This window comes from Trinickia symbiotica (assembly GCF_003028655.1).
Lineage (GTDB): Bacteria > Pseudomonadota > Gammaproteobacteria > Burkholderiales > Burkholderiaceae > Trinickia > Trinickia symbiotica_A.
This window is the reverse complement of record NZ_PYUC01000005.1, coordinates 313,694-334,991: the sequence shown is the minus strand read 5'-3', so window position 1 is coordinate 334,991 and position 21,298 is coordinate 313,694. Positions and strand designations below refer to the sequence as shown.

At 62.7% G+C, this 21,298-nt stretch carries 17 protein-coding genes; 13 read left to right on the top strand and 4 right to left on the bottom strand.

The window, feature by feature from the left end; translation table 11 throughout:
* Positions 1 to 54: 54 nt before the first annotated feature.
* The 3 genes from C9I57_RS12335 to C9I57_RS12325 all read left to right on the top strand — a co-directional run bounded on the left by C9I57_RS12335 (position 55) and on the right by C9I57_RS12325 (position 2,366).
* Positions 55 to 828: an SDR family NAD(P)-dependent oxidoreductase gene (locus C9I57_RS12335; RefSeq protein WP_107151080.1), complete on the top strand. Its 774-nt coding sequence runs from the start codon at positions 55 to 57 to the stop codon at positions 826 to 828.
* A 13-nt stretch (positions 829 to 841) separates the two neighbouring features.
* The gene (locus C9I57_RS12330) at positions 842 to 1,828 is read left to right on the top strand and encodes an aldo/keto reductase (RefSeq protein WP_107150931.1); all 987 of its coding nucleotides are present in this window, start codon (positions 842 to 844) and stop codon (positions 1,826 to 1,828) included.
* Between the two features lie 238 nt (positions 1,829 to 2,066).
* Positions 2,067 to 2,366 (top strand): hypothetical protein, encoded by a 300-nt coding sequence (locus C9I57_RS12325; protein ID WP_107150930.1) that lies wholly within the window; start codon positions 2,067 to 2,069, stop codon positions 2,364 to 2,366.
* Positions 2,367 to 2,455: 89 nt separating this feature from the next.
* Here the strand turns inward: C9I57_RS12325 and C9I57_RS12320 are convergent, their stop codons facing one another.
* Positions 2,456 to 2,911, bottom strand: a complete 456-nt coding sequence (locus C9I57_RS12320) for a MarR family winged helix-turn-helix transcriptional regulator (protein WP_107150929.1) — start codon at positions 2,909 to 2,911, stop codon at positions 2,456 to 2,458.
* Positions 2,912 to 3,049: 138 nt separating this feature from the next.
* Here C9I57_RS12320 and C9I57_RS12315 point away from each other — a divergent pair, with 138 nt between their 5' ends.
* The 7 genes from C9I57_RS12315 to C9I57_RS12285 all read left to right on the top strand — a co-directional run bounded on the left by C9I57_RS12315 (position 3,050) and on the right by C9I57_RS12285 (position 11,967).
* Positions 3,050 to 3,541 carry a flavin reductase family protein gene (locus C9I57_RS12315; RefSeq protein WP_107150928.1) on the top strand — a complete coding sequence of 164 codons (492 nt, stop codon included), beginning with the start codon at positions 3,050 to 3,052 and terminating at the stop codon, positions 3,539 to 3,541.
* 100 nt (positions 3,542 to 3,641) lie between these two features.
* The gene (locus tag C9I57_RS12310; RefSeq protein WP_107150927.1) at positions 3,642 to 4,877 is read left to right on the top strand and encodes an acyl-CoA dehydrogenase family protein; all 1,236 of its coding nucleotides are present in this window, start codon (positions 3,642 to 3,644) and stop codon (positions 4,875 to 4,877) included.
* Between the two features lie 16 nt (positions 4,878 to 4,893).
* Positions 4,894 to 5,889, top strand: coding sequence for an amidohydrolase family protein (locus C9I57_RS12305; protein ID WP_107150926.1), 996 nt, complete (start codon positions 4,894 to 4,896; stop codon positions 5,887 to 5,889).
* A 161-nt stretch (positions 5,890 to 6,050) separates the two neighbouring features.
* On the top strand, positions 6,051 to 7,421 hold the full coding sequence (locus C9I57_RS12300) for an MFS transporter (RefSeq protein ID WP_107150925.1): 1,371 nt from the start codon (positions 6,051 to 6,053) through the stop codon (positions 7,419 to 7,421).
* 59 nt (positions 7,422 to 7,480) lie between these two features.
* Positions 7,481 to 8,542 (top strand): maleylacetate reductase, encoded by a 1,062-nt coding sequence (locus C9I57_RS12295; protein ID WP_107151079.1) that lies wholly within the window; start codon positions 7,481 to 7,483, stop codon positions 8,540 to 8,542.
* Entirely contained in the window at positions 8,539 to 9,444 is a 906-nt protein-coding gene (locus C9I57_RS12290) for an intradiol ring-cleavage dioxygenase (RefSeq protein ID WP_107150924.1), read from the top strand. The genes C9I57_RS12295 and C9I57_RS12290 overlap by 4 nt, the downstream gene beginning before the upstream one ends.
* A gap of 225 nt (positions 9,445 to 9,669) precedes the next feature.
* On the top strand, positions 9,670 to 11,967 hold the full coding sequence (locus tag C9I57_RS12285) for a two-partner secretion domain-containing protein (protein WP_107150923.1): 2,298 nt from the start codon (positions 9,670 to 9,672) through the stop codon (positions 11,965 to 11,967).
* Positions 11,968 to 11,990: 23 nt separating this feature from the next.
* Here the strand turns inward: C9I57_RS12285 and C9I57_RS12280 are convergent, their stop codons facing one another.
* A complete protein-coding gene (locus C9I57_RS12280; RefSeq protein ID WP_107150922.1) occupies positions 11,991 to 13,145 on the bottom strand; it encodes a glycosyltransferase family 9 protein in 1,155 nt (384 codons plus the stop codon).
* A 164-nt stretch (positions 13,146 to 13,309) separates the two neighbouring features.
* On the opposite strand from C9I57_RS12280, the gene C9I57_RS12275 reads away from it, so the two are divergent.
* From C9I57_RS12275 to C9I57_RS12265, 3 genes are all read left to right on the top strand, one after another.
* Complete coding sequence (locus tag C9I57_RS12275; protein ID WP_219909866.1) at positions 13,310 to 14,137, top strand: FkbM family methyltransferase; 828 nt, start codon at positions 13,310 to 13,312, stop codon at positions 14,135 to 14,137.
* Between the two features lie 215 nt (positions 14,138 to 14,352).
* Positions 14,353 to 17,253, top strand: coding sequence for an autotransporter outer membrane beta-barrel domain-containing protein (locus C9I57_RS12270; RefSeq protein ID WP_107150921.1), 2,901 nt, complete (start codon positions 14,353 to 14,355; stop codon positions 17,251 to 17,253).
* 10 nt (positions 17,254 to 17,263) lie between these two features.
* On the top strand, positions 17,264 to 19,369 hold the full coding sequence (locus tag C9I57_RS12265; RefSeq protein ID WP_107150920.1) for a tetratricopeptide repeat-containing sulfotransferase family protein: 2,106 nt from the start codon (positions 17,264 to 17,266) through the stop codon (positions 19,367 to 19,369).
* A 138-nt stretch (positions 19,370 to 19,507) separates the two neighbouring features.
* Here the strand turns inward: C9I57_RS12265 and C9I57_RS12260 are convergent, their stop codons facing one another.
* Both C9I57_RS12260 and ribD read right to left on the bottom strand, forming a co-directional pair.
* Positions 19,508 to 20,146 carry a riboflavin synthase gene (locus tag C9I57_RS12260; protein WP_107150919.1) on the bottom strand — a complete coding sequence of 213 codons (639 nt, stop codon included), beginning with the start codon at positions 20,144 to 20,146 and terminating at the stop codon, positions 19,508 to 19,510.
* Positions 20,147 to 20,164: 18 nt separating this feature from the next.
* Positions 20,165 to 21,295: a bifunctional diaminohydroxyphosphoribosylaminopyrimidine deaminase/5-amino-6-(5-phosphoribosylamino)uracil reductase RibD gene (ribD, locus tag C9I57_RS12255; protein WP_107151077.1), complete on the bottom strand. Its 1,131-nt coding sequence runs from the start codon at positions 21,293 to 21,295 to the stop codon at positions 20,165 to 20,167.
* Positions 21,296 to 21,298 lie beyond the last annotated feature (3 nt).

The following is a 21,298-nucleotide window of genomic DNA, read 5'->3' as shown; positions in this document are numbered from 1 at the left end:
TCATGGCGGCGCACGGTTCGTGACGCCGTGATGGGACCTTTTGCGGAGGATGTGATGCCAAGTTTCGAGCACGTGCGAATCGGCGATCTGAATGGTACGAAGGTTCTCGTCACCGGCGGGTCGACGGGAATCGGCGCAGCGGTTGTCCGCGCGTTTGCCGCACAGGGCGCCCAGGTCGTCGCTCATTACAACCAGAGCGACGCGCAAGCAGAGGCGCTGCGCGCCGAATCGCCGGAGCGGATCAGCCTCATTCAAGGCGACGTGCGAGAACCTGGCGGCGCATCGCATGTCGTGCAGGCGGCGGCAGACATGCTTGGCGGGCTCGATGGGCTCATCAACAACGCCGGCGGCATGTTGGGGCGGATCAAGACGGCGGAGACGCCTGAAGGTCATTTTGACGAGGTCGTGAACCTCAACGCCCGTTCGGTATGGGACGCGACGTTGGCTGCCTATCCGTTTTTGAAAAAAACCGGCGGCTACATCATCAACACATCGTCGATCGCCGCACGCACAGGTGGCGGGGCTGGCGCCGTGCTCTACGCGGCCACGAAGAGCTTCGTCAGCAGCTTGACGCGCGGCCAAGCGAAGGAATTCGTCGGCGACGGAATTCGCGTCAACGCCGTGGCGCCGGGACTGATTCAGACGCCGTTCCACGACAAATACACTCCGCCCGATATCTGGGCATCGCAAACCGCCTCGATACCCATGGGGAGAGCAGGTTCGCCCGAGGAATGCGTCGGCGCATTCCTCTTTCTGGCATCCCCCGCATTGTCTGGGTACATCACCGGTCAGGTTATCGAGGTGAACGGCGGACAACTCATGCCATAAAAGAGGAAGAAAAGTGAATCAACGACCATTTGGGCAGACAGGACAGGCAGTTTCCGAAATCGGGTTTGGCGCTTGGGCCATCGGCGGCTCATGGGGCGAGGTTTCGGAAAGCGACGCCAAGGCCGCGCTGCATGCGGCGCTAGACAGCGGTACAACGTTTATCGACACCGCCGATGTGTACGGCGATGGGCGTTCCGAACGAATCATCGCGGCGGTACTTAAGGAGCGCGGCGGGCCACGGCCGTTCGTCGCTACAAAGGCGGGCCGCCGTCTCGATCCTCATTCGGCACAGGGTTATACCGCGGCCAATCTGAACGCGTTCGTCGATCGATCCCTGAAGAACCTCGATACCGACTGTCTCGACCTCGTGCAACTGCATTGCCCGCCAACCGAGGTCTATTACCGGCCCGAAGTGTTTGAGGCCATGGACGCCATGGTCACGATGGGGAAGATCCGTCACTACGGCGTTTCAGTGGAGAAAGTCGAGGAAGGTCTCAAAGCAATCGAGTACCCGGGCGTCAAGTCCGTGCAGATCATTTACAACCTCTTCAGGCAGCGGCCGGCGGACCTTTTCATGCGTGAGGCACAAGACAGAGGGATTGCTGTTATCGTCCGCGTGCCTCTCGCATCCGGCCTGCTGACCGGGAAGATGACAGCCGATACCAGGTTCGCGGCCGATGACCATCGCCATTTCAACCGCGAGGGTCAAGCGTTCGACAAAGGCGAGACGTTTGCGGGTGTACCTTATGATGTCGCGCTCGAAGCGGTCGACAGAATTCGCTCGTTGGTCCCAGAAGGCGTAACGATGGCGCAATTTGCGCTGCGTTGGATCCTCATGAATCGGGGCGTGACTACCGTCATTCCCGGCGCTAAGAATGCGGAACAAGCCAAGGCCAATTGCGCGGCGAGTGAAGTGCCAGCGTTGACGGAGTCTGCGATGACCACCCTGCGGGCGATGTATTTTGAAACGATAGCGCCGTTCGTCCACCATCAGTGGTGACGCAACCTCGGCGTCATACATGCCGATGATGCATACGTTGCTGCACAGGCGGTGCTTGCCTTATGGCATTGCCCGATTATTCATCCGCAAAGAAAAGTGATATCGGTTTAGCCCTCTTTGTCGCACGCCGGCGAATCCCTACACTGCCTCCATCGAAGTTCAAGACCGAGTGCTGCAAGGACCAAACCAGGTTCCTGGCACTTCCCGGAAGACACGAAAACTCATCGGAGGTATCACCATGAAGACCAAGCTTATCGCCGCGCTGTTGATCGCATCGTCCGCCGCTTTGGCTGCCCCGGCTTTTGCCAGCGGCCTTGGCCCGGCGCCTTCCTACCGCCCGGAAGTCGGCGCGCCCGCTTCGCAACGTGGCCAAAGCGTCCAAACGCTCGCCGCCGAGCAGGTCGCAGCCAACCCGGATGTCGGTGGCGTGCAAGCCGGTTCGCCGCATAGCGGTGCAAGTGCGGCAGTGAACGCGACGCATTCGACCTATCGTGGCGAACGAGACGCGTATGTACGGGTGGGGCGTTCGGCGTTCTGACGAGATCAATTCGCACGATTGCTGGCGGGAGGCTGTCGCGGGTTCTTCGCGACAGCCTTTTTTCGTTTACCGTCTCTGCGCCCCCCGACTCATTCTGCCGCGACCGTCGCTTCCTCTTCGAGGATGTCGAGCAGATCGTAAATGTCGGAGAGCGTCTTCTTCAGCGTTTTCAGCGCTGCGGGCGAAAGCTTGCTTACCGCCACTTCCTCGAAATGCCGGGCGATCGGCATCAATTCTTGCAATGTCCTTTCGCCGGCTTCGGTCAGGTTGATCGCGACTGTTCGTGCATTGTTCTCCAGCCTGCTACGGGACACGAGCTTCATCTTCTCCATCGTGCCGATGAGGCGCGACAGCGTGGACAGCTCGACCGTCGTCATGGCCGCCAAGTCGTTGAGCCGCTGATCGGGCACCTCTCGTAGCGCCGCCATCACTCGATACATCGGCAATGTGATGCCGTATGCCGCGATCCGGCGCGAGAACAACTCCCCCATCCGCACGCCGACGCGATTGAGCAGATAGGGAAAGGAATCGGTGAACTTGTACATGGGGCATCCCTCTCGCACGATTGCCCCATTCTATCAAAGCAAGAGTTTCGGATGCATTATTTGCGTTGCAAACAGTTGCAAGTGAAAGTATAGTGAACTCAACACGGCGCTTCGAGGCCCGGACATCAAGGAGACGATATGGAGACCCTGGCCGTACATCAGCCGCCCATCGGCACGTCGTTCCGTGCTGCGATGCGTCGCATCGCATCGACGGTAACGATCATCACGGCCAGCGATGGCCATCGTCGCCACGGCATGACGATGACCGCGGTCAGCTCGCTTTCGATGGATCCCCCATCGATGATCATCTGCGTGAACCAATCCACGTTTTTGCACGACATCCTCATCTCTGCGCGGCACTTTTGCGTGAACGTGCTGACGCACGATCAGGCTGAAGTGTCGAAAGCATTCAGCGGCGCATCGTCGCCTGAGGAGCGTTTCTCCGTAGGCGAGTGGCTTACGCACGGATCGGGCACGCACTACCTTTCGAATGCCCAGGCCAATATCGTTTGCCGAAAGCATGCGGCCATTCCGTTCGCCACCCATACGATCTTCATCGGCAGTGCGGACGACGTGATGCTCGGGGATGACGCGCGGCCGCTCCTTTACCGCAACGCCGCCTATTGCTAGTGCAAGGGCGCGCATCGTAACCGTATCCGGCGGTTCGCAACGGCTTGGCGGTGCCCGCCTCGCCGAAGCTGCCGGCACAACTGACAACTGGAGGTGACCCATGATCGTTGTAGAACGAGAAGCAGGGGCGGCCGCGCAGCGCGGCGCCGACCGTCCCTCGGTTGAAAATCTGCGCACGCGCATCGCTGCGCTTGCGGCATCGATCAAGGCCCGCGCCGCTCAAGTGGAAGCCGAGCGCCGGGTTCCGATGGACGTCATCGATGCCCTGCGCGACGCGGGGTACTTCGATGTCGTCAAGCCCAAGGCCTTCGGCGGCTGGGAAGGTGACTTTTCCGCGCTTGTCGATCTGAACATCGACTTGGCCAAGTCATGTGCATCGACGGCATGGGTGGCCGGGCTACTCGCCGCGCACCAGTGGCTCGTGGGTTCCTTTCCGGCCCAAGCCCAGCATGACGTCTGGGCCGCCAACCCCAACGCGCTCGTTTGCGGCTCCTATGCGCCCGCGTGCCAAGCGCAGGCAACTGACGGCGGTTATCTGATCAGCGGCCGCTGGAGCTTCGCGAGCGGATGCGAATGCGCACAGTGGTCTCTGTGCGCCGCGGTGTTGCCTGCGGAGGGTGACCGCGAGAAGCCGGCGCCCGCATTCCTGCTCGTGCCGGAGACGGATTACACGATCGACGATACATGGCACGTCATCGGCCTTGCAGGGACCGGCAGCAAAACGCTCGTTCTCGACAAGGTATTCGTGCCGGCGCATCGAGCGCTTCTCTTTTCCGAAACGACAAGCGGCGAGACGCCCGGCGCGAAGCTCTATCGTCACCATCCCGGATTTTCCATTCCGATGCTGAGCGCCATCCCGTCGTGCTTGGCATCGGTCGCCGTGGGCGCTGCTCAAGGCGCGCTCGAGGACTACCTGGAGCGAACGGCTCGACGTGTCACGCGGGGCGCCGTCGCCGGCGGGCAGAACCGCATGGCCGAGTTCGCGACGATTCAGTTGCGCGTGGCGGAAGCGACCGCAGGCGCGGAAGCGGCGCGCCGGGTTCTCATTGCCGACCTGCGCGATCGCGAGGCAACCGTCAACGCCGGCGACGCAGTATCCGTCGAAGATCGAATCAAGAGCCGACTCGGCCAGGCGTTCGCCGTCTCGCTTGCCATTCGCGCGACGGAGGCGTTGAATGCGTCGACGGGAGGGCAGGGGCTCGACCTCGCCAATCCGATCCAGCGCGCTTGGCGAGATGCCAATGCGGTGGGCCGGCACATCAGCATGAATTGGGACACCGTGGGCACGATGTACGGGCAGATGGCGCTCGGCCTCGAGCCTAAAGGTCAATATTGACGCGAATGGAGCATCGATGATGTTTAAAGCAACGCGCAAGATCGCGCTCGAAGAGCACTTTGCCATCGAGGAGACCGTCCAGGATTCGGCGGGATTCGTGCCGCCCTCGTATTGGGGCGAGTTGAAGAGCCGACTTCTCGACATCCAGGGCCGCCGTATCGAGGAAATGGATCGAAACGGCATCGAGCTCATGATCCTCTCTCTCAATGCACCGACCGTGCAGGCTATTCCCGACACGAAGGCGGCGCACGATCTGTCTCGGCGGGCGAACGACTTTCTTGCCGAGCAGATCGCGAAGCGCCCTGATCGCTTCAAAGGGTTTGCCGCACTGCCGATGCAATCGCCCGAGCTCGCGGCCCGTGAGCTCGAGCGCTGCGTGAAGGAGCTCGGCTTCGTTGGAGCCCTCGTCAACGGTTTCTCGCAAACGGAAGGCAGTGATGACGTGCTCTACTACGATCTGCCGCAGTTTCGCCCATTCTGGGCGGTGGTCGAGGCATTGGACGTGCCGTTTTACTTGCACCCGCGCAATCCGCTCCCCGCGCATGCACCGATTTACGACGGCCACCGATGGTTGCTTGGCCCGACATGGGCATTTGGTCAGGAGACGGCGGTTCACGCGCTACGCATGATGGGCTCGGGACTCTTCGACGAGCATCCGCGCTTGAAAATCATTTTGGGCCATATGGGCGAGGGGCTGCCGTACAGCATGTGGCGTGTCGACAACCGGAACGCATGGGTGAAGACCAAACCGAGTTACCCGGCCGAGAAGCCTATCGCCGAATACTTCCGCGCGAATTTCTGGCTGACGACTTCGGGCAATTTCCGCACCCAAACGCTGATCGATGCGATGCTCGAGATCGGATCCGACCGCATCCTCTTTTCGGCGGACTGGCCCTTCGAAAACGTGGATCACGCGGCGCAATGGTTCGACGACGCGTCGATCAGCGAAAACGACCGGATCAAGATCGGCCGGACCAACGCGGCACGGCTTTTCAAGCTAGGCGACGTCTGAATCGAGGCCAGGCCGCGGAGCCCATGGGCGGCTGCAGCGAGCATTCCGCTTGCCGCCCACGCTTAACTCACGGGCAGCACTGCGGCAGGGGGGGCTACGAGAAGAGACCGAACGCGACCGATGCCGCTTGCGCATCAGGACAATAAATGGAGCGAGACACCATGGATGAGGAATTCATCGACGTGCATGAAGAGCTATCGGACGCGCCGGTCAGCCCGATGCACGTCAAGCTCGGCCTCTTGCTGGCGTTGCTGACGCTATTCGACGGCTATGACACATTCAATCCGGCCTACGTCATTCACTACGTGCGCGGGCCATGGAGCCTGTCGTTGCAGCAGGCAGGGATGCTCGTCTCGAGCGGCCTAGTCGGCTTTCTGCTCGGCGCGGCCGTGCATGGAGCGATTGCGGACCGATGCGGCCGGCGCATCACACTGCTCGGCGGCTTATGGATCACGACGATTTTCTCCGTGCTGACCGCTATCGCGGGCCATTCCTTTGCCAGCTTTTGCACGCTGCGCGTCTTGACAGGCCTCGGTCTCGGGGTGCTGCTGCCGCTCTCGACCACGTACATCAATGAACTCGCGCCGCGGCGAATCGCCAATACGTTCGCGCTCTGGGGCGTGGCGCTGGGCTGGGCGGCGGGCGGCGCGGCCGCCGGCATCGTGGGGGTGTTCGTGACCCCTCGCACGGGTTGGCAAGGGCTTTACTGGGTGGGCTCGCTATCGATCTTGCTAATCCCTTTCGTGCATCGCTATTTGCCCGAATCGCCGAAATTCCTGCTGCTCGGCGGGCGCGACGAAGAACTCAAAGCGATTCTAAGCAAGCTTCGCCCCGAGCGCGCCGCGTCATATCGCGACCGCGGCGTGGCGCGGCATCGCGCGCTCGCGCGAGCCCCGGTGCTCGCATTGCTGGCGGCGCCTTACCGCAGGCAGTCTATCGCGATCTGTGCCACGAGCTTCTTGAGCCTTTTTTGCATATTCGGACTCTCCGGATGGCTTCCGACGCTGATGCAGGCGCGTGGCGAAACGTTCGCCGCGAGCTTTGCATTCGGCGCGATGATGCAGGTGATGTCGTTCGTCGGCGGCCTTGTCTGCGGTCACCTCGTCGATCACTCGAATCGTCCGCGTCAATGGCTTTGCGCGTGGTGGGCGGCAGGGGCGCTTTCCGTGCTGGCGCTCGTCTTCTTTCATACGCACTGGATCAATTTCGCATTCAGCGCAGCGGCGGGCTTTTGTATCATCGGTGGGCAATTCGTGCTGAACAATTTCACGGCGGCCTCCTATGAAACGCAAATGAGGGCAACCGCGGTCGGAATGGAGCTCGCGATCGGGCGGCTGGGGGCCATTCTCGGCCCCTTCATCGGCGGCGCGCTGCAACAGGTGTTCGGCGGTTCCAAAGCGATGCTGGCCGCGATCGCCGTTGCGGCGGCGGGTGCTGCCGCATGCGTGATGTTTGCGACGAAAAGCGATGCCGAACAAGAGCCACGACAAGGCGAGGCCGACGAGCCGACTACAAGTGCGGCACGAGCGTGAGGACCATGAGTGGGGAAGCGATGATCTCAAACCTACCCTTCGTTTACGAAGCGTTGCCCATGCGCGTGTTGTTTGGCGTGGGCACGCGCTCGAGCGCGCGCGACGAAGCGCTGAGACTCGGCATGTCGCGCGTGCTGATTCTCTGCGGTCCCGCCCATGAAGGCGTTGCACGGCAGATATCGCGCGAGCTGGACGACCTGCATGCAGGCACGTACGCCGGTGCACGGATGCATACGCCCGTCGAAGTGACGGAGCGAGCGCTGGCACTTGCGCGCGAGCTGCGTTGCGACGGCATCGTGGCTATCGGCGGCGGTTCCGCCACGGGCCTGAGCAAGGCTTTGGCGCTTCGCACCGATTTCCCGCAGATCGTATTGCCGACGACTTACGCAGGATCCGAAATGACGCCCATCCTCGGTGAAACGAAGGAGGGCGTGAAGACGACTCAGCGTAGCGCGAAAGTGTTGCCCGAGACGGTGATCTACGATGTGGATCTCTCGATGGACTTGCCGGTGCCCCTGAGCGGCGTGAGCGGCATCAATGCGATCGCGCATTCGGTCGAGGCGCTTTACGCGCGCGACGCGAACCCGATCGTCGGTGTGCTCGCGCTCGAGAGCATTCGCGCACTCGTGAAGGCACTGCCGGCCATATGCGCCGATCCGCGCGATCGCGGCGCTCGCGCGGGCGCCCTCTACGGCGCTTGGCTTGCCGGCATCTGCTTGGGGGCGGTCGGCATGTCGCTTCATCACAAGCTTTGCCATACGCTGGGCGGCAGTTTCGACTTGCCACACGCCCAGACCCACGCCGTGGTTCTCCCGCATGCACTGGCCTATAACGCCCCGGCGATACCGGAGGTCATGGCGCGGCTGTGCGATGCATTGGGCGTGGAGGACGTGCCGGCGGCGCTTTACCACCTTAATCGCGCCATAGGGGCGCCGCGCGGGTTACGCGAGCTCGGCATGCCGGAGGACGGCATCGACCGATGCGTCGAACTGGCGCTGGCGAACCCGTACTGGAATCCGCGGCCATTGGAGCGCGGACAGCTTCGTGGGCTCCTCACGCGTGCCTATCTTGGAGAGGCACCGTCGATTGATCTGAGCGTAAATCAAGGAGCAGGATCATGAGCGCACATGGAAAGGCGGCATTTCCGTTATTCGATGAGGCGCATTCGGCCGACATCGTCAACGCCAGGATTGGGACCGAGGTCGATCCGCGAACGCGTCGGATTGCCGAAACCGTCGTAAAGCATTTGCACGCGGCGGTCAAGGAGATCGAGCCCACCCATGAAGAGTGGCTTGCAGCAATCCAATTCCTCACCGATACGGGCCATATGTGCACCGATTGGCGACAGGAGTTCATCCTGCTCTCCGACGTTCTCGGCGTCTCGATGCTCGTCGACGCCATCAACCATCGCCGCCCAGGAGCCGCCACGGAAAACACGATCCTCGGCCCGTTCTTCGTCGAGGGGGTTCCGTTGTCGCCGTCGGGAGCGAACATCTGCCTGGACGGGAAGGGCGAGCCACTCGTCGTGCAAGCGGAAGTCGCGGACATCGAAGGCAATCCGGTGGAGGGGGCGGTCGTCGATGTTTGGCAGACGAACGACGATGGGTTCTACGACGTTCAGCAAAAGGGGCTGCAGCCGGACGGCAACCTGCGCGGCAAGTTTCAAAGCGACGCGCAAGGCCGCTTTTGGTTCCGGACGGTCAAGCCGCGCGACTATCCGATTCCGGACGATGGGCCGGTGGGAAAGCTGCTCGCGAAGCTCGGCCGGCATCCGAACCGTGCGGCCCACATTCATTTCATCATTCAGGCGCCCGGTTACGAAACGGTGATTACCCACGTGTTCGCACCCGATTGTCCGTACCTGGTCGAAGACGCTGTCTTTGGCGTGAAGGAAAGCCTTGTCGGGCGCTTCGACAAAGTAGAGGACCCCGCGCGGGCCGACTCGTTCGGCCTGTCTGGCTCCTTCTGGCTCACGGCGCCGCGATTTGTCCTCCAACGCTCAAAACAGGAAGGTTTGCGATAGGCACTCGCGCAAGGCGGGGCAGAGTTCGGCCGGCAGGCGTATGTCGGTTTGTCGTCGGCCAACCCAGATATTTTCGACCGAATTTTGGCGCGATTTTCTCTTCATTTATTCATCTGATCAACCTATAACGTTGAGCGACACAGCCCGTCGAGGGGCGTCGAGCAGCGCGGAGATACCTGCGCCTGCCGGGCTGGTTCGCGCCCGATGAAAGAGGAGGTAACCGCGATGGCTCACGCTTCATGGATGGGACACCCGCGTTCGCGGCATACGACGCAGTCAGCGCTATCACTGATTTTCCTCTCCCTATGGTTCGGCCTGCCGGCAGGCTCCTACGCGGCCGGGCCGTTGCCGGGCGGCGGGCAGTTCGTTGCTGGAACGGGGTCGATCAACGGCAATGCCGGATGGCTGACGATCAACCAGACGTCGAGCCGCGGCGTCATCGACTGGAATAGCTTCTCGATCGGCGGCGGCAATCACGTCAACTTCAATAACGGCACGGGCGCCACGCTGAACCGCGTCACCGGCGCCAGTCCCTCATCGATTCTCGGCACGCTCACGGCTACGGGCAGCGTCTACCTGATCAATCCGCAAGGCATCGTCATTGGCTCCGGTGGTGTCATCGCGACCAACGGTCGCTTCGTCGCTTCCACGCTCGATACCGACAACGCCGCGTTCATGGCAGGTGGTCCGCTCACGCTCTCGGGGAACTCGACTGCGAGCGTCATCAATCTCGGCAAGATTGCTTCGAGCGGCGGCGACGTGTTCCTCATCGCCCGCAATGAGGTCGACAACTTTGGCAGCATCGGCGCACCGAAGGGGACCGCCGAACTCGCCGCCGGGAAGACCGTGTTGTTGCAGGATTCGTCGGGCAGCAGGCAGGTCTTCGTTCAGACGGGCAGCGGCGGTACGGTCCTCAATGGCGGCACCATCGAAGCGGCGCAAATCAGCCTGCAGGCCGCGGATGGCAACGTCTTCGCGCTGGCGGGCAACCATGATGTGCTGCGCGCGACAGGTACCGCCACGCGTGACGGTCATGTCTGGCTCGTCGCCGACACGGGGACGGTAGCGCTCGATAACCCGGTCAGGGCAACCAATGCTGACGGCAGCGGCGGCACCGTCGATACGGCCGCCGGTACGCTCACTGTTTCCCCGTCCGCGGCGGCGGTGCTGGCCGGTATATGGAACATCGCAACGCCGGCGTTCACGATCGGCACTTCGGCCGCCGCCGTTTTCACACGCAGCCTGAACGCGGGCACCTCGATCAACCTGCGGACGACGGGCGCCGGTGGCCAGACCGGAGACATCACCGTCGCGTCGAACCTCCGCTGGAAACACGACGCATCGCTTACGCTCGGCGCCTGGCACACGCTGACCGTCGGCAAGGGCGTGAAGATCAGTAACCAGGGCGGCGGGAATCTGACGCTGCGCGCCGATGCGGCAGGCATCGACAATCAGGGGAGCGTCGTCAACAACGGTATCGTCGACTGGTCGAACAGCACGGGAACCGTGAGTGCGCTCTATGACATGAACGGCGCGTACACGCCCGGCACGCTACTGTCGAATGCGGCATGGACGCCCGCGCAAGGCAGCGGACTGACGACGCAGATCACTGGCTACGAGCTCGTGAACTCGATTGCCGATCTGGAAAACATCTCGCAGAACTTGGCCGGCAATTATGCGCTCGGCAGGGACGTCGATGGCGCGGGTGCGAACTTCACGCCGATCGGCAATGCCACGACGCCATTTACCGGTCAGTTCGACGGTATGTTTCATGCGATCAACAACGTTTCGATCGTGCCCGTCGTTGCGGCTGGCGGCACGCTCTCGCCTTCGGGTCTCTTCGGCATCATCGGCAGCATGGGCGTGGTTCGCAACCTGAACCTCACGAACGGAGAGTTGGGGAACGCGGGTTACAACCCCTCGACGACCGAAGCGGGCCTGCTCGCCGGGATCAATCGAGGCCACATCACCAACGTGTTCGCGAGCGGACAATTGAGCATTAGCAACTACGCCTATCTCGGCGGCCTGGTGGGTGAGAACGACGGCCTTATCGAGCGCTCGGGCACCGACGTCTACGTGCTGGCCACCGAGAGCAATCTGGCCGGATTGGTAGGGAAAAATAACGGCACGATCACGCAAAGCTATTCGACGGGCGCCGTCACGGGTGTTCCCCGTCCCGCCGTGCCAGGCGGGCTCGTCTCCGCCAACAACGGGACGATCAGCCAGTCGTTCGTGACGGGTCCGATCTCGAGGGATCCGATCACTGATCCCCATCCCGGCGCGATCGCGGCCGTCAATTTCGGTACCGTCACGGCCGACAATTATTGGAACGTCCAGACGACAGGGACGACAAACGGCGGGGGCGCGCCTGCCGCCAACGGTTTGACGACAGCGCAAATGAGCAATCCCGCGAGCTTCGTAGGGTGGGATTTCGGCCCGAACGGTGTCTGGGTCATGCCGCCCGGCTGGACTCACCCTGTGTTGCGGTGGCAACTGGCGACCGGTAACTTACCCGCGCAGTAACGCGATAGCTCGCATCGCGATGCTCACCGAGCTACGAGCTGCGCTAGTTCGTTCGCCATTCGGGCAAGGACGCTCGTCCAATCCCCGCGTGCGTCCTGACGGAACAAACGCGTCTGCGGATACCAAGGCGTATCGGTCCGCTCGAGCATCCAGCGCCAGTCGGGGACCTTCGGCAGCATGACCCACACTGGGCGGCCCAAGGCCCCGGCCAGGTGGACCGGAGCGGAGTCGACCGAGATCAGCAGGTCGGCGATGCAGAGGATGGCCGCGGTGTCCTCGAAATCCTCGATCTCGTCGCTCAGCGACAGCAACGACATTCGTTCGGGTGGGCACGCCGCCTGTATCGCCGCCGGCCCTTTCTGGATCGACAGGAAGCGCGCGCCGGTTTGGCCAAGGCCCGCCAGTTGCGCGAGATTCATTGAGCGGTTCGCATCGTTGAAATGCGTTGGGCGTCCAGCCCAGACAAGGGCGACGAGCGGGCGCGGCAGATCGGCGAGGCGCCGGCGCCAACGCTCGAGGCGCACCGGATCCGCACTCAGGTACGGAACCGGCCCGGGCAGGTCGTCGAGCTTCAGGCCCAGGGCCATCGGGAGGCTCATCATTTCACAGTGCATATCGAACGCGGGCGGTAGCGTCCCGCGCGCCAGAAGTTCGTCGAAACCCGTGGTGCGCCGCGCGAGCGTCAGCGTCTCCGCATTGATCTCGAGGACGATGCGCGCGCCGCTTTTTGCCTTGGCCCACGGCACGAGGCGCATGAACTGGAACGTGTCGCCGTATCCCTGTTCGTCGTGAATCAGCAGCGTCTTGCCGGGCATGGGGCGGCCGTCCCAGCGCGGGCGCTGCACCTTGCGCTCGATGCGCGTCGTGTGTGCGAGGCTGTAGCGGTAGCGGTATTCGCGCCAGCCGCGCTCGAACTCGCCGAGCAGCAGCAAGGTTTCGGACAGATCGAAGCGCGTCGGCAAGTCGCCCGGCGCGTGCTCAACCAACATCTCCTGGATCGCGCGAGTCTCGGCGATGCGTCCCTGCGCCCGAAGCGCCGTCGCGAGCAGTTTCCACAGTGCGAGCGGTCCGCTGCCCGAGGCCAGATGAGGCTGCACGATCGCCTCTGCTTGCTCGAAGTGTCCGGCAGCGAGGAGCGGGCGGACCTCACGTTCGATCGCGTGAATATCGGGACTCATGGTTGCCCCCGGGGCACGAAAGCAATGCAATTCGGCAACTCAAGCATGTCAAGCAGCGCTTGCGATTGGCTTGTGGTCACGATCTTCTGTGCCACGCCCAGATAAAATACGCGCGACCGCGTCCCTTCCCGACGCTCCCGCCCTTCAAGGTCAGCAGCCAGCCGATGCCACAAGCCGCAGACCCCTACGTTCTCATCGACACGCGACACGGAACGATGCTTGCCAATCGCTTTGACGAATATATCGGTCAAGCGTTGATCCAATATGGCGAGTACGCCGAGCTTGAAACGCAGTTGCTCTTGCAATGTATCAATCGGCCGGGCACCGTCGTCGAAGTCGGCGGCAATATCGGCAGCCAGACGGTGCCCCTCGCAAAAGCGGCCAAAGCAGTCGGTGCGGACGTCATGGTCTTTGAACCGCAGCCGTTTCTGTTCCATAACCTGTGTGCGAATCTAGCATTGAACGCAGTGGACAATGTGGCGGCGTGGCCTTTCGCGTGCGCATCGCATCCGGGAACGGTTTGGTTCACCTCCCCAGATTACCGGCGAGCAGGCAACTTCGGCGCAGTATCGGTTCAAATGCAACCGTTGGAGAATAGCATTCAGGTACCGTGCGTACGACTCGACGATATGACGCGCGAGCGGACCGTACACCTCCTGAAGGTGGACGTCGAAGGATTCGAGCTACAGGTACTGGAAGGCGCCCAGGACGTTCTCACGAACCACCGTCCCCTGTTGTATGTCGAGAATGATCGTGTCGCCAACTCTTCTGCGCTCATCCAATATTTGTGGAGGCACGGTTACCGACTGTGGTGGCACATCAGCCCACTATTCAATCCACAGAATTTCCGGGGCAGTGCGGAAAACCGCTATCCACAACTTTACTCATTCAACATGCTGGGCGTCCCGCGCGAGTCGAGCCTCTTGCTCCAAGGCTTCGAGGAAATCGTCGATGCAACCGCTCATCCGTTAGCGGGGCGTCGGCAGCCCTGACTGATCACCGAGCAAGCCCTGGCACGCCCCTGTGGGCTGTGAGCTAATGACTTATCTGTAGTGGAATTGAGGGGAGCTTAAAAATATATTTCGGTCACTATATGTTTATAAAAACACATAAAAAAAAGCCTGAATTTGAATTTCAGTTGAATAGTCATTGAAAGTCGTTGCTGTTCTTCCATAATTGCTTCCGGAACCTTCCATTGGGGGCGCCCATGAACCGGAAGAACGTGCCACCGAAACAACGCGCGATCGCGGCAGCCCTCGCCAGCGCGCTCACCGGGGCAGCGCCGCTCGTCGCAAAAGCCGACTGCGGGATCAATGGGACGATCAGCGCCAACACCACCGAAATCGGCTGGTCCTCGGGGAACTGCACGATCGCCCCCAACGTCGTCCTCTCCAATTTCAACACCGCAACCGCTTTGCTGGCGACCGGCTCCTCGCTGGGCACGCTCACCAACAACGGCACCATCGCGGGCATTACCTACGGGATGGTCAGTTCCGGAATCATCAGCGTACTGACCAACAACAGTGCCGGTAACTTCGTCGGCGGCAATTCGGGCATCAGGAACACCGCCTCGATCGACACATTCGTCAACAGCGGCCTGATCAGCACGACCAACATCTCCGGCACCATCGCGGCCGGCCTCAACAACAGCGGCACGATCGGAGTGCTGACCAACACGGCAACCGGGACGATCACCGGCGCTGGGAGGGGAATCTACAACACCAGCTCCGGCACCATCGGCACCGTGAACAACATGGGCCTGCTCGCCGGTAGCGGCACGGTAAGCGGCAGCATATTCGGCATCGACAACAACGGCGGCAGCATCGGCACCATCCTGAACAGCGGCACCATCAAAGGCTCCACGTACACCGGAACGATCGTCGGCTACGGGGTGCTCGGCGAAAATTCAGCTCTGATCGGCACGCTCGACAATAGTGGCACCATCACCAACGAACTCGGTGTCCTCATCCGCAGTGGCGCCGACCTGGGCACGCTGACCAATACCGGCGCGATCACCAGCACGTTTTCCGGCGTCGTCGCACAGTCCGGCACCATCGGCACCATCAATAACTCCGGCCTCATCAGCGGCGCGACCACGCAAACCGTCACCGGCTTCCCGAGTGGGCCTTACACCGGACTCTTCGCGCTGGCCGGCGCGACGATCGGCTCGCTGATCAACAGCGGCACCATTACGGGCCTGCTCAACGCCATCAATATCGACAGCACCAGCACCATCGGTCAGATCAGCAACAGCGGCTTGATCGCGGGCGCCATCCATAACACCGGTTCTCGCGATCTCAGCATCGGCGGCGGCAGCGGCGCGGTATTCGGCACGCTGACGGGCCTGAGCGGCGGGATCGCCGCTGCGAATGCGGGCACCATCACGAATACATCGTCCAACGTGGTATTTGGGTCCGGCAACGTGCTGCTCAACGACCACGTCAACGTGGGCAGCCACGCCGTCAATAACACTGGCGCCACGCTCCAGGTCAACAATCCCATCACGATCACCGGCAACTACACGCAAGGCGCATCCGCCACGCTGCTGGTCGGTGTCGCCGACAGCGCGGTCGCAGGCGGATCGATCGCCAGCGACGCCGGCTATGGGCGGCTCGTCGTCTCAGGTACCGCGAATATCGCGAACGGCTCGGCCGTGACGCTGCAAAAGCTCAATGCCTATGGATTCGCGGCTGGCCAGCGTTTCGTCGTCGTCGACGCGGCCGGGACAGGGACGAACTACAACGCGGGCACGCTGCGTTATTCGATCGCCGGGGTCACCGGGCTGGTCGTCACCGGGGCAGCCGTGGCCAATGGCTCGAACAGCGATCTGGTCGTGACGGTTGCCAACTCCACGGGAGCGGGAACAGGTACAGGAACGGGTACGGGTACGGGCACCGGGACTGGCACCGGCACCGGGACTGGCACCGGGACTGGCACTGGGACCGAAACCGGCACGTCGACGCCAACACCGATAGTCGCAACCGCACCCAATGCCGTATCGGCGTTGACCGGGCTGGGGAACTATACGGGCATCAGTCCGGCTCTCCTCAACTTGTTCGACGCCTCGCTCGCACTCGAAGCGGGCGGCTCGACCCAAGCGCTCAACGCCGCGGGCAAGCAGCTCAGCCCGACGTCGCAGACCTCCTCGAGCCGCGCGGCGGCCGCTCCGACCTTGGACGTCCTCAATATCATCTCGAGCCACGCCAATGGGCTGCGCTTGGCCCAAAGGGAGGGCAGCGGCATTTCGACCGGCGAGGGCCCTCCGACCTGGGGCGTCTGGGGCCAGGCGTTCGGCGGACATGCAAGCCAGAACGAGCGCGATCAAGTAGACGGATACAGCGCCAACTACGGCGGCCTGCTGTTCGGTGTCGATCGCGCGGTATCGCAGTCATGGCGCGTCGGCGGCGCATTCAGCTACAGCAACACCGCCGTCAACAACACGGGCGATACGGCGGGGGACAACACCCGCATCAACGCTTACGGCCTGATCGGCTACGGCAGCTACGTTGCCAACAGTTGGTACGCCAATCTGTCCGCGGGCGCGATCGTTCAGCGCTACGACACGAATCGCCTGGTCAACTTCCCTGGGTTCTCGGGCCAAGCCAGCGGCAGCTTCAGCGGTCAGCAGTATGTCGCGAGGGGTGAGGTCGGTTATCCGCTTGCGCTCGGTATCGCGACTGTCACGCCGCTGGCGAGCCTCACCTACAGCTACCTGCATCAAAATGCCTACACCGAATCGGGGGGCAACGGTGCTGCGCTCTCGGTCGGTGCCACGCACCTGACCTCGGTCACCACGGACCTTGGCGCGAAGATCGAACGCGAGGTGCCGACCTCCTATGGTGTGCTGGTGCCGGAGCTGACCGTCGCATGGCGACATGAGTACAACAACACACGCGCGCTTACCACCGCAACCTTCGCTGCCGATCCGAGCGGCCAGACCAGCTTCACGGTGCTCGGCACGAGCCCCATGACGAACTCGGCCGTGCTGACCGCAGGCGTCACACTGCTGAAAGAAAGAAACCTGAGCTTGACCGCGCGCTATAACGTGCAGCTCGGGCCGGGCTTTGTCTCCCAAGCCGGCAGCCTGCGTCTGCGGCAGTTGTTCTAATATTTCGAGCATGGTCAGCACAGCCGCCCCGCCGGAGAACATCAGCATCCACGAAGCGCTCACGCGCGCCTACGGGCACTGGAACGCAGGTCAAGCGGAACAAGCCGAAATGCTGGCCCAGCGTGTGCTTGCCGCCTGGCCGGGCCAGCCGGACGCCCTCCACTTGCTCGGGCTGATGGCCCACGCGTACGGCAACCTGGATCTGGCGATCTCGCACTTGAGGCAGGCTTGCCTTGCCCCTGGTGCGTCGGCCGTATATTCGAGCAATCTCGCGGAAATGTATCGCCAAAAAGGGATGCTGCCGGAAGGCGAGGAAGCCGCGCAGCGTGCCGTCGCGATGGATCCAGCGCTCGTGTCCGGATGGAACAACCTTGGCATCGTGCTGCAAGAAGGCGGCAAGCTCGAGCGTAGCCGCGTATGCCTTGAGAAAGTTATCGCGCTCAGTCCCGAATGGCCCGAAGCACACAATAACCTCGGCAATACGTGGCGGCGACTCGGGCAGATGGATCGTGCCGAGGCTTGCTATCGTCAGGCGCTCGCGCTCAATCCGTCCTATGCGGAAGCGCACAGCAATCTCGCCTATCTGCTCTCGACGCAAGGCAGCTACGACGAAGCTGAGCAGCATGCGCGGCAGGCCATCGATCTGAACCCTCGCCTCGTCGACGCGTACCTGAACCTCGCGGATGTCGAGAGCGCTCGGCAGCGCCACGACGCCGCACTGCGCGCGCTCGATATGCTGGCCGCTTTCGCTCCCGAGCATCCGGCTGCGCTGACGGCGCGCGCAAAGGCGCTCAGACAGATCGCCCATATCGAAGAGGCGCTCGCCATCGCGCGGCACGCCGTTGCGTTAGCGCCGCGCAACGCAGAGGCCCACTACACGCTTGCGCTCGCGCTGCAGGATCTCGGTCTGACCGACGAAGCGCTCGACGCATACGGGCAGGCGGCCACATTGCCCGGCACGGTAGCCGAAGCGGCGCTGGTGGGACGCGCCACCTTGTTGATCGAAGCAGGGCGCCAGAAGGAAGCGCTGGCGGCCTTCGAGCAGGCGCTCGCGCGGTTCCCGGATTCCGCGCAGGCGCTCGCAGCACGCGCGGAAGTGCGCACATTCAGCCGCGGCGATCCCGACATCGGCAAGCTGGAAGCCTATGTCGCTGAAGGCGAACGACGCCCGCTCGTCGGTCGCATCGCAGCGCACTTCGCCCTCGGCAAAGCGTACCTCGACATCAAGGATGCGGAACACGCGTTTCGTCATCTGGAGGCCGGCAACCGCGGCAAGCGCGCTTCGTTCCATTACGACGGCGAGCAGGTCGGCCGCTGGATGGAAGACATCGCGACGGTTTTCACGCCGGAACGGTATGGCCGGCTCGCGAGCCTCGGCCAACTGTCGACGCTGCCCGTCTTCATCATCGGCATGCCGCGCTCAGGCACCACACTGATTGAACAGATCCTCTCGTCGCACCCGCAGGTGGCGGGCGCGGGCGAACTGTCCGCGCTGCGTCTGTCGATCGATGAAATCGGCGACTTTCCCGACTGCGTCGTTGCGCTCGATGGTGAGCCCGGCGCCGAGGCCCGATTGCGCCGATGTGGGCAAGCTTATTTAGCTCGCGTGGCTCCGCTTGCCGGAGGCCGATCGCTTCTCATCGACAAGATGCCAGGCAATTTCTTGTATGCCGGCATGATCCCGCTGATCGTGCCGGGCGCCCGGATCGTCCATGTTCGGCGCGATCCCGTCGATACGTGCGTGTCCTGCTACACGAAGCTGTTCGCCGGACACCAGCCGTTTGCCTATGACCTCGCCGAGCTTGGCGCGTTCTATCGCCATTACGAACGCCTGATGGCGCATTGGCGCGAGCTGTTGCCTCGCGATGTTTTCATCGAAACCGAATACGAGGCGGTGGTCGACGATCTCGAAAGCGAAGCGCGGCGTTTGATCGGCTGGCTCGGGCTGCCGTGGGACGATGCCTGCCTGAACTTTCATCACAACCGCCGGGTGGTCCGCACGGCGAGCGTCAACCAAGTGCGCCAGCCGATCTACCGGACCTCGAAGGGCCGCTGGCGGGCGTATGCGCGCTATCTCGATCCGTTGCTCGAGGCGCTCGGCGTCGAGGCTCCGTGATGTCCGGGGCCGCCCGCGGAAGAGGCTTGTCCCGCAAGGCACGGGATTCGGCAGTGCATGTCGGGCACCGTCGGAAATACCGTCGTGTCGAGGCCCCTCTAGTGAGACGGATAGGCGCAACGTCAACGCGTTGGCCGGTCATTTCAATGGCTTAGAGCCATCCTGAGACGCCCCGAGCATCCGCTCCACATACCTTGCAATCAAATCGACTTCGAGATTGACCTTGCTACCCGGCGCAAGATACCTGAGCGTCGTCACGTCGACGGTATGCGGAATCAGATTGATCGAAAACTCGCACCCGTCCTCACGGTCATCGACGCTATTGACGGTGAGGCTTACACCGTTGACCGTAACTGAGCCTTTATAAGCGAGGTACCGCCCGATTTCCTTCGGCGCGACCACTCGCAGTTCATGCGATTCGCCGACTGGCGCGAAGCGAGTCACGGTACCGAGCCCATCGACATGCCCCGAGACGATGTGCCCGCCCAACCGCTCCTGTGCCGTAAGCGCTTTCTCGAGATTGACTTCCGCATCATGCTCCGCGAGCCCCACCGTGCAATTGAGGCTTTCGCGGGAGACCTCGACGTCGAACGTCTTGTTCGTTTTCGCGATAACCGTCATGCAGGCACCCTGAATGGCGATGCTGTCGCCAATCGCAACATCGGCGAGATCGAGCGAGCCGGCATCGACTGTCAGCCGCACGCCTGCTTGCTCGTCGTTGCCAAGCGGCTTGATCGCTTCGATGCGGCCGACGGCCGCGACGATTCCGGTGAACATCGTGTTTTCCCTCGTTGATCAGGATTGCGGCGCTTGCGGCGTTTGCGCCGTCACGCGCGCGAGAATGCGCAAGTCGTCGCCGATGCGATCGACCGCGTGGAACGCAAGCCGCACGCGGTTTTCAAGCGTAGCGGGCGCAGCGATATCGAACATGCCCATCGCATCGACGCCAAGCAGGCTAGGCGCAAGGTAGACGAGCAACTCGTCGACGCAGCCCTCCCGCAACAGCGAGCCGTTCAGGTTGTGCCCGGCCTCGACGTGCAACTCATTGATCCCGCGTGCGCCGAGCGCCTTCAGCATGGCGGGGAGGTCGACCTTTCCCTGCTCGTTCGGGAGCGCGACGACTTCGATGCCGCGCGCCGCGAGCGCATCGGCGCGGCTGGCGTTATCGGCATCGATGCGTCCAGAGAAGACGAGCGGCGGCGCGCCTTCGAAAATTCGTGCTTCGAGCGGCGAGGCTAGCCGGCTGTCGATGAGCACGCGCAGCGGCTGACGCGGCGTCTCGACTTCCCGCACGGTCAGTTGCGGATTGTCTTGGCGCACGGTGCCGACGCCGGTCAGAACCGCGCAGGCCCGCGCGCGCCAAGCATGACCGTCCGCTCGTGCCGCCGTGCCCGTGATCCATTGGCTCTCGCCGGTGGGCAAGCCGGTCCGGCCGTCGAGCGAGCCGGCGACCTTCATCCGCACCCAAGGTCGTCCGCGCGTCATCCGCGATACGAAGCCGATGTTGAGCTCGTGCGCTTCATTGGCGAGCAATCCGCAGCGCACGTCGATGCCGGCTTCGCGCAGTATCGCGAGCCCGCGCCCGGACACCTGCGGGTTCGGATCCTCCATCGCCGCTATTACGCGCGCGACGCGTGCTTCGATCAGCGCATTGACGCACGGCGGCGTGCGGCCGAAATGACTGCATGGCTCGAGCGAAACGTAAGCCGTGGCGCCGCGCGGATCGTGGCCGCGCCGGCGCGCATCCTTCAATGCCTGCACTTCCGCATGATCCTGTCCGGCCGGCTGCGTAAATCCTTCGCCGATCGTGGCACCGTCTTTCACGAGCACGCAGCCGACGCGCGGGTTCGGCGTCGTCGTGAAGAGACCGCGCCGCGCGAGCGCCAGCGCGCGCTTCATGTGGCTGAAGTCGTCTTCGGAAAACATCGA